This window comes from Thermobifida cellulosilytica TB100, from assembly GCF_001517975.1.
GTDB classification, from domain to species: Bacteria; Actinomycetota; Actinomycetes; order Streptosporangiales; family Streptosporangiaceae; genus Thermobifida; species Thermobifida cellulosilytica.
Genome location: NZ_KQ950181.1, coordinates 160,007 through 173,124 on the forward strand (window position 1 = coordinate 160,007; position 13,118 = coordinate 173,124).

Annotated in this window: 11 protein-coding genes; 8 read left to right on the plus strand and 3 right to left on the minus strand. The window is 72.8% G+C overall.

Features of this window, described 5'->3' with window-relative positions:
- Positions 1-93: 93 nt before the first annotated feature.
- Positions 94-651, minus strand: coding sequence for a nucleoside/nucleotide kinase family protein (locus AC529_RS07040; RefSeq protein WP_068754870.1), 558 nt, complete (start codon positions 649-651; stop codon positions 94-96).
- Between the two features lie 249 nt (positions 652-900).
- Here AC529_RS07040 and AC529_RS07045 point away from each other — a divergent pair, with 249 nt between their 5' ends.
- From AC529_RS07045 to AC529_RS07080, 8 genes are all read left to right on the plus strand, one after another.
- A complete protein-coding gene (locus AC529_RS07045; RefSeq protein WP_068754872.1) occupies positions 901-2,070 on the plus strand; it encodes an ROK family transcriptional regulator in 1,170 nt (389 codons plus the stop codon).
- 247 nt (positions 2,071-2,317) lie between these two features.
- Entirely contained in the window at positions 2,318-3,451 is a 1,134-nt protein-coding gene (locus AC529_RS07050; RefSeq protein WP_068754874.1) for an ABC transporter substrate-binding protein, read from the plus strand.
- A gap of 207 nt (positions 3,452-3,658) precedes the next feature.
- Positions 3,659-4,444 (plus strand): ATP-binding cassette domain-containing protein, encoded by a 786-nt coding sequence (locus tag AC529_RS07055; RefSeq protein WP_068754876.1) that lies wholly within the window; start codon positions 3,659-3,661, stop codon positions 4,442-4,444.
- Positions 4,444-5,697, plus strand: a complete 1,254-nt coding sequence (locus AC529_RS07060) for a sugar ABC transporter permease (protein WP_068754878.1) — start codon at positions 4,444-4,446, stop codon at positions 5,695-5,697. The genes AC529_RS07055 and AC529_RS07060 overlap by 1 nt, the downstream gene beginning before the upstream one ends.
- A gap of 166 nt (positions 5,698-5,863) precedes the next feature.
- Complete coding sequence (locus tag AC529_RS07065; RefSeq protein WP_068754880.1) at positions 5,864-6,589, plus strand: sulfite exporter TauE/SafE family protein; 726 nt, start codon at positions 5,864-5,866, stop codon at positions 6,587-6,589.
- A gap of 92 nt (positions 6,590-6,681) precedes the next feature.
- Positions 6,682-7,260 (plus strand): G/U mismatch-specific DNA glycosylase, encoded by a 579-nt coding sequence (mug, locus tag AC529_RS07070; RefSeq protein WP_232306622.1) that lies wholly within the window; start codon positions 6,682-6,684, stop codon positions 7,258-7,260.
- Positions 7,261-7,443: 183 nt separating this feature from the next.
- Positions 7,444-9,351, plus strand: coding sequence for a 1-deoxy-D-xylulose-5-phosphate synthase (gene dxs, locus AC529_RS07075; protein WP_068754885.1), 1,908 nt, complete (start codon positions 7,444-7,446; stop codon positions 9,349-9,351).
- A 308-nt stretch (positions 9,352-9,659) separates the two neighbouring features.
- Positions 9,660-11,021, plus strand: a complete 1,362-nt coding sequence (locus AC529_RS07080) for an FAD-dependent oxidoreductase (protein WP_157080099.1) — start codon at positions 9,660-9,662, stop codon at positions 11,019-11,021.
- 43 nt (positions 11,022-11,064) lie between these two features.
- On the opposite strand, the gene AC529_RS07085 is transcribed toward AC529_RS07080, so the two are convergent.
- Both AC529_RS07085 and AC529_RS07090 read right to left on the minus strand, forming a co-directional pair.
- A complete protein-coding gene (locus AC529_RS07085; RefSeq protein ID WP_068754888.1) occupies positions 11,065-11,649 on the minus strand; it encodes an RNA 2'-phosphotransferase in 585 nt (194 codons plus the stop codon).
- Positions 11,650-11,729: 80 nt separating this feature from the next.
- A complete protein-coding gene (locus AC529_RS07090; RefSeq protein ID WP_068754890.1) occupies positions 11,730-12,977 on the minus strand; it encodes a neutral zinc metallopeptidase in 1,248 nt (415 codons plus the stop codon).
- Between the last annotated feature and the right edge of the window lie 141 nt (positions 12,978-13,118).

Here is a 13,118-nt window from a genome sequence, read left to right on the forward strand (position 1 = left end):
TGACAGGTTGCCCCATGTTCGGCGCCGGGAGGCGGGCCGCTCCGCAGCCGGGCCTCGACGGGGTACGACGGCGGACGCCCGGCCGCGGGGCGGTCACCACGGTGCGGTGCCGTCGAGCACCACGTCGGCGTACTCCCAGGGGGTGTGCAGGGCGTAGAAGTCCTCCTCCTGGCGCGCCCAGGCCTCGCGGTGGGGGGTGTAGACGGCGGCGTCGCTCCGGGCGTCCAGCCGCCGGTGGCGCACCTCGGCGGGGGCGTCGATCCACACCAGGGTGGACAGGTAGGGGCGGATCTCGGCCGCACCACAGCCGCACCCCTCCACGATCAGGCCGTCCACGACGGGGGTGGTGCACCACTCGGCGGGGCGGCCGCGCTCCCAGTCGTAGCGCCGCCACCGCGGGTCGGCGCCGTTGAGCAGCGGCATGACCACCCACAGCGCCAGCAGGTCGACCGAGGCGGCCAGGCCGGTCCACCCCGGGTACACGTCGTCCATGTGGAACACCGGCCAGCCGGTCACCGCGGCGAGCGCCTCGGCCAGGGACGTCTTGCCCGCTCCCGAGCGTCCCTCGATCGCCACCACCCGCACGCCCCCGGCCAGCGGGGGCCGGTCGCGGGCCAGCTCCGCCAGGGACGTCACCGCTTCGGAATCCACCTGGTCACCACCGGTCTCTCGTCGGACAGCCGCCGTTCACCACGGAGTGATACCCGATCGGCCGGGGCCGCAGTGCGGCGGCCCGCAGGCGCCGACCGGCGCCCGTTCCGGCGGTGCGCTTTCCCCCGTGCCTTCCGGGACGGTGGGGCCGAATCGGACTTTCTTCTTCAAGCGGGTCGAAACCGTTGCCTTCAAGCCTTGTAAGCTCCTTTGTGACGGCTTTTGCCCCGCCGGAACCAAGGAGCGCCAGTGACGAGGGAGGCCCAGGTCACGCCGGGGTCGCAGGCTGCCCTGCGGCAGGCCAACCGGGAACGGGTGGTCGCCGCACTGCGCAGGGGCGGCACGCTCACCCAGGCCGAGATCGCCCGCGCCACCGGGCTGTCCGCGGCGAGCGTGTCCAACATCGTGCGTGACCTGCGGTCGATGGGCACGGTGTCGGTGCGCGAGACCTCCTCCAACGGGCGTCGCGCGCGGGCGGTCACCCTGCTGCGCCCCCCGGGCGTGCTGGTGGCCGTCGACTTCACGCACTCCCGGGTCACCGTGGCCCTGGGAGACACCCAGGGCCACGTCCTGCAGGAGGAGAGCATCGACTACGACGTGGCCGAGGACCCCGCGCGCGGGATACGGCGCGCGGTCTGGCTGACCGAGACCCTGCTCACCCAGGCCCGGGTGGACCGGTCCATGGTGGCGGGCGCCGCCGCGTCGGTCCCCGGCCCGGTCGACCCGGGCAGCGGCCTCATCGGCGACATCACCTGCATGCCGCACTGGGCGGGCTTCAACCCAGGGGCCGAGCTGCAAGAACGCCTGGGGCTGCCCGTCCAGGTGGACAACGACGCCAACCTGTGCGCCCTCGCCGAGACCGCCGAGGGCGCCGCCCGAGGACTGGAGCACGTCGTCTACGTCAACGTCTCCCAGGGAGTGGGGGCGGGCGTGATCATCGGCGGGCGGCTGTTCCGGGGAGCCAACGGCAACGCTGGGGAGATCGGGCACATCGGGTTGGACGAGCGCGGCCCGGTGTGCCGGTGCGGCAACCGCGGCTGCCTGGAGACCCTGGTCGGCGCGCCCTACCTGCTGGACATGCTGCCGCAGCAGGGCAGGGTCCGGCACGGCGCCGCACTGCTGGACCTGGTCAGAGCGGCCTGCGAGGGGGACCCCGGCTGCCGGCGGATCATCGCCGAGGCGGGCGCTGCGCTGGGCCGGGGGGTGGCCATCGTGGTCAACATGTTCAACCCGCAGATGGTCGTCATCGGGGGCGAGATCGCCGAGGCGGGAGAACTGCTGCTGGACCCCATGCGGCGGGCGATGGAACTGGGGGCGCTGGGCAGCGCGCTCGGCGAGCTGCGCCTCGTGCCCGGTGAGCTGGGACGACGGGCCGCGCTGCGCGGGGCGCTGCGCTCCGCGCTTGCCTCCACGTTCTGAATCGATCTTGAGAGTCCTCCGCGACTTTTCACAGCCCACAACATCTGTTCTCAAGCCCGCCGACCTGCGCTTTCTTTGGGTTCAAAGCGTGAACCCAAGATTCGTAACATTTCAGTTATGCGTTCAAAGCTTGACCACAAGGGTTCCAACCGTTTGACTTCACGCATCGGTCCACCGAGTGACCGGCGACACACAACGGCCGGACCGCAATCCCCCGACAACGGTGGGCCCCGAGGAGGTCACAGCGATGAGCAATCGGAACAGGTTCATCCGCCGCGTCGCGGTGGGAACCGCCGCCCTGGCGATGCTGGCAGCCGCCGGATGCGGCGCCGCAACCACCAGCGGAGGTGGAGGCGAGCAGGCCGCCGCCTCCGTCGAGGAGGGCTTCACCATCGGCCTGCTGCTGCCCGATGCCAAGACCGCCCGCTACGAGAAGTTCGACCGCCCCTACTTCGAGGAGGCGATCGCCGAACTCTGTCCCAAGTGCGAGGTCACCTACCAGAACGCCGACCAGGACGTCTCCAAGCAGCAGTCCCAGGCCGAGGCCATGCTGACCCAGGGGGTCGCCGTGCTGGTCCTGGACGCCGTCGACGCCGAGGCCGCGGGCGGCATCGTCAAGCAGGCCCACGCCCAGGGCGTCCCGGTCATCGCCTACGACCGGCTGGCCCAGGGCGGGGTGGACTACTACGTCTCCTTCGACAACAAGACCGTCGGACGGGTCCAGGCCGAGGCGCTCGTCGAGGGCATGGAGAAGGCCGGAACCGCGGGCAAGGGTGAGGTCGTCATGATCAACGGCTCTCCCACCGACCCCAACGCCGCCAGCTTCAAGGAGGGCGCCCACGAGATCCTCGACGGCCAGGTCGAGATCGGCGCCGAGTACGACACCCCCGACTGGTCGCCCGACAAGGCCCAGCAGCAGATGGAGCAGGCCATCACCGCCGTCGGCGCCGACAACATCAGCGGCGTCTACAGCGCCAACGACGGCCTGGCCTCCGGCATCATCGCGGCCCTCAAGAGCGCGGGCGTGGACGAGCTGCCGCCCATCACCGGCCAGGACGCCGAACTCGCCGCCATCCAGCGGATCCTCTCCGGCGACCAGTACATGACGGTCTACAAGGCCATCCGCCCCGAGGCCGACATCGCGGCCGCCATGGCCGTCGCCGCCGCCACCGGGCAGGAGTACAGCGGCACCGCCGAGTACCCGCTGACCGAGGCCACCGACGGCGAAGGCAACACCGTCCCCGCCGTGCTGCTCACCCCCGTCGCGGTGACCATTGACAACATCGAGGACACGGTCATCTCCGACGGTTTCTACACCATCGAGGAGATCTGCACCGACGAGTACGCCGACACCGACCTGTGCAAGGAAGCCGGGGCCTGACCGGGCCCAGCGGAGCGGGAGCCGCGGCCGGCGCCCCACCCGGCGCGCCGCGGACTGCCGGGGCGGCACTGTCGGCCACGGCCCCGCACCCCGGGGAGCAGGCCGATGCCGCCCCGCTCCGCTCCGCCTTCCCCAGGAGACCTGCCCGGGACCGCGGTCCGCGCTCCCGGGCAGGTCGCCCGACCAGAGGAACCGCGAGGAAACGTCATGACGCAACCGATCCTGGAGCTGTCCGGGATTTCCAAGAGGTTCGGCGCGGTGCAGGCGCTCAGCGACGTCCACTTCCACGTCCACCCGGGCGAGGTCGTGGCGCTGCTGGGTGACAACGGCGCTGGGAAGTCGACTCTCGTCAAGGTCATCGCCGGAGTCAACCCCGCCGACAGCGGAGTGATCCTGTGGGAGGGACGGCCGGTCAAGGTCAACCGCCCCAGCGACGCCCAGCAGCTCGGCATCGCCACCATCTACCAGGACCTCGCGCTCTGCGACAACCTGGACATCGTGGCCAACCTGTTCCTCGGCAGCGAGCGCACCGCCGTCGGGGTACTGGACGAACTGGAGATGGAGCGACGCGCCCAGGAGCTGCTGGACTCGCTCTCCGTGCGCATCCCCAGCCTGCGCGTCCCCGTGGCCTCCCTGTCCGGCGGCCAGCGCCAGATCATCGCGATCGCCCGCTCCCTGCTGGGCGACCCCAAGGTCGTCATGCTGGACGAGCCCACCGCGGCGCTGGGCGTGGCCCAGACCGCCCAGGTCCTCGACCTCATCGAGCGGCTCCGGGACCAGGGGCTCGGGGTCATCCTCATCAGCCACAACATGGCCGACGTACGTGCCGTCGCCGACCGCGCCGTGGTCCTGCGCCTGGGTCGCAACGCCGGCGACTTCCGGATCGAGGACACCAGTTACGAAGAGATCGTGGCGGCCATCACCGGGGCCGCCGACAACCCCGTGTCCCGACGGTCCGGCCGTGCCGCGGTGCCGGGAACGGAGGAAGCGTGATGGCTCAGCAGACCACCGGTACGGCCCAGGGGGCGCAGGTCGCGCGGGACCCCCGGCTCATCGTGGACGACGGCACCCCGCGCGGCCTGCTCAGCGGCGCGCTGCGGCGGCTGCGCAGCGGTGAGCTCGGCTCGGTACCGGTCATCGTCGGGCTCTTCGTCATCGCCCTCGTCTTCTGGACGCTCAACGACAAGTTCCTGTCCCCGCAGAACCTGTCCAACCTGACCGTGCAGATCGTCGCCGTCGGACTGATGTCCTCCGGGGTGATCATGGTCCTGCTGCTCGGCGAGATCGACCTGTCGGTCGGCTCGGTCGCGGGCGTGTGCGGCGTGGTCACCACGGTCCTGGCGGTCCAGTACGACTGGAACGAGGTCGCCGCGATGGCGGCGGCCGTCGTGGTCGCCGCGCTCATCGGCGTCATCCACGGCACGATCTTCGCGAAGGTCGGAGTCCCCGCGTTCGTGGTGACCCTGGCCGGACTCATCGGCTGGCAGGGCGCCCAGCTCTACCTGCTCGGCGCCGACGGCACCATCAACGTGCCCTACGACGGGCCGATCGGCTACCTCACCCAGACCTACTTCGTTCCCGCGATCGGCTGGAGCATCGCGGCCGCGGCGGTCGTCCTGTACGCCGGCTTCACCTTCTACGGCGAGTCCCGCCGCGCCGCCGCCGGGCTGCCCGCCAAGTCCCCCACGGAGATCGTCGCGCGCACCCTGCTGCTGGCGGTCCCGGTGCTCGGCGGGGTGTGGGTGCTCAACTCCTACAAGGGAGTGCCGCTGGCGTTCCTCATCTTCGTCGGGATCGTCGTCGTCTTCGACCTGGTGCTGCGCAAGACCCGCTACGGCCGGATGGTCTTCGCGGTCGGCGGCAACGCCGAGGCGGCCCGCCGCGCCGGCATCAACGTCGACATGGTCCGGATCTCGGTGTTCGCCCTGGCCTCCACCCTGTCCGGGCTCGGCGGCATCATGTTCGTCTCGCGCAGCTTCGCGGTGAACCAGTCCACCGGCGGCGGCGACGCGCTGATGATGGCCATCGCGGCCGCGGTCATCGGCGGCACCAGCCTCTTCGGCGGACGCGGCAGCGCCTACTCGGCCCTGCTGGGCGGCCTGGTGCTGGGGGCGATCTCCTCGGGCCTGTTCCTGTTGCAGATGGACTCCTCGGTGCGGTTCATGATCACCGCGGTCGTCCTGCTCGTCGCGGTCATCCTCGACGCCGTCTCCCGACGCAGCCGAAGAGCGCACGCCCGGGGATAAGTAGGGGGCCGGGCGTGCCGGACCGCGTGCCGCCTCCGCACCCACTCCTCCCGGCGGCATGCGGTACCCCCGGCGGGGCGCCGGAGCCTCCTCCCCTCCGGGGCCCCGCGCCGTCCGCCCGTCCCGATGCCCTCCTGGGACGGGCGGACGGCTAGTCTCGCCTCACGTGACAGAGTCCGATCTGGTGTTTCTGGCCGTGGCCGGGCCTGCCGTGCTGGCGGGAGCCGCGGTGCAGGGCAGCGTGGGCCTGGGCCTGGCACTGGTGGCCGCGCCGGTCGTCGCGATGCTGGACCCCACCCTGATGCCGGGCACGCTGCTGGTGCTCACCGCGGTGCTGCCGCTGCTCACCGTCGGCGCCGAGTGGCGCCACGCCGACCTGCGCGGCGTCTCCTGGGCACTGGCCGGGCGCCTGGTCGGCACGGTGGCCGGGGTGTGGGTGGTGGCGCTGGCCGCGCCCGAGACACTCGGCCTGGCCGTGGGCGTGGCCGTGCTGCTCGCGGTGGCCGCCAGCCTCAGCCCGCTGCGCATCGGCCCGACCCCGGCCGCCCTGGGCGTGGCCGGAGTGGTCTCCGGGGTGATGGGTACGGCCACCTCCATCGGCGGTCCGCCCGTCGCGCTGGTCTACCAGCACGAGAGCGGGCCCCGGGTGCGCGCCACGCTGGGCTGCTACTTCCTGGTCGGTGTGCTGGTCTCGCTGGCCGCGCTGGCCCTGGGCGGCCAACTGCGGCTCCGCGAGGTCGCGGCGGGCTGCGCCCTGCTGCCGTTCATGGTGGCGGGGTTCCTGCTCTCCGGCCCGCTGCGGCGCGTGCTGGGCGGGGCGCGCCTGAGAGCGGCCCTGCTGGCGGTGGTGGCGCTGTCGGGGGCCGCGCTCGTGGTGCGGGCGCTGCTGTGACCGGTCACGGACAGGCGAGGAGGAGGCCGAGGGGCGGAACACGGCGCAGGCGGCCCGACGCCGCCGAGCTGGCCGCGGCACGCGCAAGGACCGTGCCCGACGTGCTCGGCCCCGACCTGGACGTGCTGTTCTGCGGGATCAACCCGGGCCTGTACTCCGCCTGGAGCGGGCACCACTTCGCCCGCCCCGGCAACCGGTTCTGGCCCGCGCTGCACGCCGCCTCCCTCACCCCGCGCCTGCTGGCCCCGCAGGAGCAGCACCTGCTTCCCGGCCTGGGCCTGGGCATCACCAACCTGGTGGACCGGGCCACCGCGAGGGCCGACGAGCTCACCCGAGAGGAACTGCGCGCGGGAGGGCGGGCACTGGCCGCGAAACTGCGGGTCCACCGGCCGCGCGTGCTCGCCGTGCTCGGAGTCACCGCCTACCGGCAGGCGTTCGCGCGCCCGAGGGCCCGGATCGGCCCCCAGCCGCCCGAGGACGCCGTCGCCGAGGTCCCGGTGTGGGTGCTGCCCAACCCCAGCGGCCTCAACGCGCACTGGACCACCCGGGGCATCGCCGCGGAACTGCGCCGCATGTGCGCGGCCCACGGCATCGCCCCCGCCGCCCGCACACGGCAGAGCTTCTCAGAGCAGGGGGCCGCCCCACCCCCGCTCGGCGGCGAATCGGCATAAGCTGTGTGCCTGTGGTGAAGCCGGTTGATCGTGGTTCGTCCGGTTCCCACCACCGAGCCGCCGGAAGCCGGACCCCGTGTCGGCCGTGTCCACTGCCAGACTCGGTCCGTCCCCGCTCCCCACGGGAGGCGCCCGTGGCCCGGCGGCCGACCCGATGTCCTGCATACGAGGGGAATGACGAGAGTGACGCTGCTCGACTCGGTGCACAACCCAGACGACCTGAAGAGACTCCCCGAGGCGCAGCTCCCCCAGCTGGCCGCCGAGATCCGGGAGTTCCTCGTCTCCCAGGTCGCCCGAACCGGTGGTCACCTCGGCCCCAACCTGGGTGTCGTCGAGCTCACCATCGCGCTGCACCGCGTGTTCGACTCCCCGCGCGACCCCATCCTGTTCGACACCGGCCACCAGGCGTACGTGCACAAGATCCTCACCGGGCGGCAGGACTTCTCCGGTCTGCGCCAGGAGGGCGGCCTGTCCGGGTATCCCTCGCGCGCCGAGTCCGAGCACGACTTCATCGAGAACTCGCACGCCTCCACCGCGCTGTCCTACGCCGACGGCCTGGCCCGAGCGCACGAACTGCGCGGAATCACCGACCGCACGGTGGTCGCCCTGGTCGGCGACGGCGCGCTGACCGGCGGCATGGCCTGGGAGGCGCTCAACAACATCGCCGAGGGCAAGAACCGCCGCGTGGTGATCGTCGTCAACGACAACGGACGCTCCTACTCGCCCACCATCGGCGGCCTGGCCGAGCACTTCGCCAATCTGCGCATGACCCGCGGCTACGAGCAGATGCTGGCGACCGCCAAGAACGCGATCAACCGCGCCCCCGTCGTCGGCCCCCCGCTCTACGACGCGCTGCACGCGTTCAAGAAAGGGCTCAAGGACGCCATCCAGCCGCAGATCATGTTCGAGGACCTCGGCCTGAAGTACGTCGGCCCCATCGACGGGCACGACGTCGCCGCCGTGGAGCGGGCGCTGCGCCGCGCCCGCGACTTCGGCGCGCCGGTCATCGTGCACGTGCTCACCCAGAAGGGCAAGGGGTACGCGCCCGCCGAGAACCACGACGAGGACCAGTTCCACGCCCCCGGAGCCTTCGACGTGGCCACCGGACGCCAGCGGTCCAACCCCGGGCTGAAGTGGACCTCGGTCTTCAGCGACGAGATGGTGCGGATCGGCGCCGAACGCGAGGACGTCGTCGCCATCACCGCCGCCATGCTCCACCCCACCGGCCTGGCCGCCTTCGCCGAGGCCTACCCCGACCGGGTCTTCGACGTGGGCATCGCCGAGCAGCACGCCGCCACCTGCGCGGCGGGCCTGGCCATGGGCGGCCTGCACCCGGTCGTGGCGGTCTACGCCACCTTCCTCAACCGCTGCTTCGACCAGGTCCTCATGGACGTGGCGCTGCACCGCCAGCCCGTCACCTTCGCCCTGGACCGGGCGGGGATCACCGGCGACGACGGCGCCAGCCACAACGGCATGTGGGACCTGTCCATCCTGCAGGTCGTGCCCAACCTGGCCATCGCGGTGCCGCGCGACGCGGTGCGGCTGCGCGAGCTGCTGCGCGAGGCCGTCGCCGTGGACGACGGCCCCACCGTGGTGCGCTACCCCAAGGGCGCGGTGCCCCCCGCGATCCCCGCCGTCGGCCGCCTCGGCGGCATGGACGTGCTGCGCCGCCCCGCCACCGACACCCCGGACCTGCTGCTGGTCGCGGTGGGACCCATGGCCCAGACCTGCTGCGAGGCCGCCGACCGGCTGGCCGACCAGGGCATCGGCGTCACCGTCGTGGACCCGCGCTGGGTCAAGCCGCTCGACCCGGCCCTGGTGGCCGAGGCGGCCCGTCACCGCGTGGTCGCCGTGGTCGAGGACAACGGGCGCGTCGGTGCGGTGGGCGACGCCGTGGCGCGGACCCTGCGCGACGCCGACCTGGACCTGCCGGTGCGCACCTTCGGGGTCGAGCAGCGCTTCCTGGAGCACGCCAAGCGCGACCGGATCCTTGCCAAGATGGGCCTGGACGCCCAGGGACTGGCGCGCCAGCTCACCGAGATCGTGGCCAAGCACTCCGAGCTGTCCCTGGAGGACGAACCGGCCTCCTGACGCCGACCGGCGCGCACCACGCGAACCGCCGGGGCGGGCCTGGGACCGCGCCCCGGCGGGTGTCCGGCGCCCGCCGCACCGGACCGCGGGTCCCGGCCTTCTCGGCCTCCTGACCGGAGGCGGCCCCCGGCCGTCCCGCCGTGGTCGGCGCCGGGGCCGCCCCGGCACTGTTCTCCCGGCCGGGACGGCAGGCGATGACCAGCGGGGACTTCTGGGCGAAGCCCCGTGTTCACCGTGCGCTCCGTTGACCGCCCACAGGACACTCCCTGATCTCAGAGGTCGAATGTCGTATGAGTCACAATGAGCGCATGAGCACTCCCGACCCGTTGCGGGTAGCCGTGATCGGCTCCGGCCCCGCAGGAATCTACACAGCCGAGGCACTGACCCGGCAGTCCCGTGAGCCGGTGGCCGTGGACGTACTGGACCGCCTTCCCACCCCCTACGGTCTGGTCCGCTACGGCGTGGCACCCGACCACACCTCCATCAAGCGGGTGGCCCACACCCTGGCCCGCGTCCTCGAACACCCCGACGTCCGCTTCCTGGGCTGCGTGGAGTACGGCACCGACCTCACCCGGGCCGACCTGGCACGCGCCTACCACGCGGTGGTCTACGCGACCGGAGCAAGCATGGACCGCCGCATGGGCGTCCCCGGAGAGGACCTGCCCGGCAGCGTCGCGGCCACCGACTTCGTCAACTGGTACAGCGGCCACCCCGACCTGGAGGTGTCGCGGTTCGTCCTGGACGCCGAGGAGGTCGCCGTCGTCGGCGCGGGCAACGTCGCCCTCGACGTGGCGCGCATCCTCGTGCGGAGCGTCGACGAACTGCGCCGCACCGACATCCCCGAACCCGTCCTCCAGGTGCTGGCGGCCAGCAAGGTGCGCCGGGTGCACGTGGTCGCCCGACGCGGCCCCCTCCAGGCCAAGTTCTCCGCCAACGAACTGCGGGAACTGGGCCAGTTGGACGGCGTGGAGGTGGGGGTGGACCCCGCCGACGTCGCCATCGACCCCAACAGCGAGGCCATGGTGGGCGCGGCCCGGGCCGCCCGCACCAACCTGCGCACCCTCACCGAATGGGCGCAGCGCTCCGGTGGAGGCACGGGCCGCCGGGTCGAGCTGCACTTCTGGCGCAAGCCGACCGCGGTGGTGGGCGCCGAGCACGTCGAGGGCCTGGAGGTGGAGCGCACCGAGCTCGACGACGAGGGGCGCCTGGTGGGCACCGGGCAGCGCGAGACCCTGCCGGTGGGCATGGTGGTGCGTTCGGTGGGCTACGCCAGTACCCCCCTGCCCGACCTGCCCTTCGACGAGTCCACGCGCACCCTGCCGCACGAGGACGGGCGCATCCTCGACGCGGAGGGCAACCCGCTGCCCGGCGAGTACGTGGCGGGCTGGCTCAAGCGGGGCGCCACCGGCGTGATCGGCACCAACAAGTCCGACGCCGCGGCCACCGTCCGCTCGCTGCTGGACGACGCCCCCGCGCTGCGCTCCTCCCGGGCCCCGCAGGTCGGCGTCGAGGAGCTGCTGAAGGAGAAGGGCGTGGTGGTCAGCGACTACGCCGACTGGCTGGCCATCGACGCCGCGGAGGCCGCGCTGGGCGCGGAGCTGTCCCGCGGGGAGCGGGTCAAGCTCAGCGGCTGGTCCGAGCTGCGCCGCGTCCTGGCCGAGCGGAACTGACCCCGTCCCACCGGCCCCGGCGGTGCGCCGCGCACCGCCGGGGCTACCGGGCCGCCCGCCGCTTCGTGGAGCGCTTCGGGATCCACCGCCCGTCCAGGTAGTGCGGCGGCACACCGGCCACCAGCCACACCCCGTTGCCGCTGATCCGGAACTCGTGGCCGTCGGCGTGCATGCGCGCGGAGTCCACGGTCAGCACGACGGGCCTGCCGTGGCGCGCGCCTACCCGCCGAGCCGTCTCCTCGTCCGGGGACAGGTGCACGTAGTGCCGCCCCATGGGACGCAGGCCCTCGTTGAGGATGGCGGGCAGGGAGTGCTTCGCGGTGCCGTGGTAGAGCACCTCCGGGGGCGTGCGCACGGGCAGGTTCAGGTCCACCTCGACGGTGTGCCCCTGCTGGGCGCGGATGCGTCGGCCGTCCTCGCTGAACGCGTAGCGCCGCTTGTCGTTGCGGGCGACGATCTCCTCCAGCTCGGCCCGGGTGAGGGGGCGTCCCGCGGCCCGGCAGCCTTTGAGCAGCGCGTCCACCTCCACCCAGCCCTCGGCGTCCAACGTCACGTTGGCCTCCTCCGGCCGGTGCCGCAGCACCCGGGAGAGGAACTTCGAGGCACGTACCAGTTCTTCAGGGTTCATTCGGCAAGTATGGCCCGGGCCTGCATTCCCGGGCCAGTGGTTTTCCGGCCGCAGGGGCACGGCCGGCCCGGGGCGGCGGGTCAGCGGACCTGTTCGGCCTCCGCGGCGAAGGTGTTGCACGCCTCCATGGTCTCCGCGGTCGCGCCGGCCTCGAACCAGTACACGCGGTTGGCGGCGCTGCCGTGCGTGTCGCTGTCGCCGGTGTCCTCGTTGAAGTGGCGGTTGACGAAGGCCACGTCCTCGGCGTCGTGCCCGGAGAGCACGGCCACGCCGGTGCCCGCCAGGCATTCGGCCTGCAGTTCGATCTGCCGCCCCACCTTGAGCTCCTCGGCCTCGGAGCCGGCCTTGCGCTCCAGGGTGCCCGCCGCGTCCAGCAGGCCGGTCTCCCCCTGGACGTGGTGCCCGTACTCGTGGGCGACCAGCGCGTACCAGATCCGCTCGTCCTCCATGTTCGGGTAGCTCAGCAGCTTCCGCACGTTGGGCACCACGATGGTGATGCTCAGCTCGTGCTCCAGGTAGTAGGCGAGGGTGACCCCCTCCTCCTCGGACTCGCCGCGCAGGTCCGCGGGGATCTCGTCCAGGACCACGTAGTGCGGCTCCTCCGGACGCAGCCCCATCTCCTCCAGCGGGGTCAGCCACATCTCGTTGAGGCACGGGCCGATCGTGTCGGTGAAGGTCTCCCACTCCGCGGCCGAGGACGGGTCGAAGTCGGGGATCTCGCAGTCGACGGTCTCGGGGAAGGGCAGGTCGTAGAAGGGGTGCGAGGCCACGTCGACCGGGATGCTCTTGGCGGTGTGGAACCAACTGTCCTCGTAGAGGACGTCCCGGTGCGGTTTGCCGGACGCCTGGGCCGTGTCGCCGGTCAGGGTGGAGACCGTCAGCGCCACGCACAGCACCAGGGACACCGCCGCGACGAGCGCCGCTCCGCCCGCGGTCAGCCACAGCCGGGCACCGCCCTGCCGCGGCGCGGGGGGAGGCGGGACGGGCACCGGCGGGACGGGCACCGGAGGTGCGGGCCACGCCCCGGTCGCGGTGGGGGAGGGCGCGACGGCCTGGAACTGGGCGGTGAGGTGCGCGGCGGGCAGGGATCCGGTGGGCGCCTGTAGGTGCTGCGGCGCGGGGGAGGGGACCGGGGCCTGCGGCGGGCGGAGGGAGGGCTGCGCGCCGGAGACGGGGCCGGGGGCCGGGGGCTGGAAGGGGGGCAGCGGCCCGTGCAGGGTCGGCGGGCCGAATGAGGGCTGCGCGCCGGGCACGGGGCCGGGGCGCGCGGCGGCCTGGGGAGCGGTCGGCCGGGGTGGGGCGGGCGCCTCCGGTGCGGTCTCGGGCACGGGCGTCTCCTGCGCGGAGGGCAGGGGGCCGCTGCTCTCGGGAGGCGGGTCGGAGGGCCGAGAGGTCGGAGCCGGGACGGCTTCACCACCGCGAGGCGTGTCCAAGACAGGGTCCTTCGTGTTCGGGGGGTACTGGGGAGG

Bases quoted from the DNA above. Each gene is read 5' to 3' on its own strand.
- AC529_RS07050 (WP_068754874.1), top strand. From the start codon at position 2,318: ATGAGCAATCGGAACAGGTTCATCCGCCGCGTCGCGGTGGGAACCGCC.
- AC529_RS07055 (WP_068754876.1), top strand. From the start codon at position 3,659: ATGACGCAACCGATCCTGGAGCTGTCCGGGATTTCCAAGAGGTTCGGC.
- AC529_RS07060 (WP_068754878.1), top strand. From the start codon at position 4,444: ATGGCTCAGCAGACCACCGGTACGGCCCAGGGGGCGCAGGTCGCGCGG.
- AC529_RS07080 (WP_157080099.1), top strand. From the start codon at position 9,660: ATGAGCACTCCCGACCCGTTGCGGGTAGCCGTGATCGGCTCCGGCCCC.
- AC529_RS07085 (WP_068754888.1), bottom strand. From the start codon at position 11,649: ATGAACCCTGAAGAACTGGTACGTGCCTCGAAGTTCCTCTCCCGGGTG.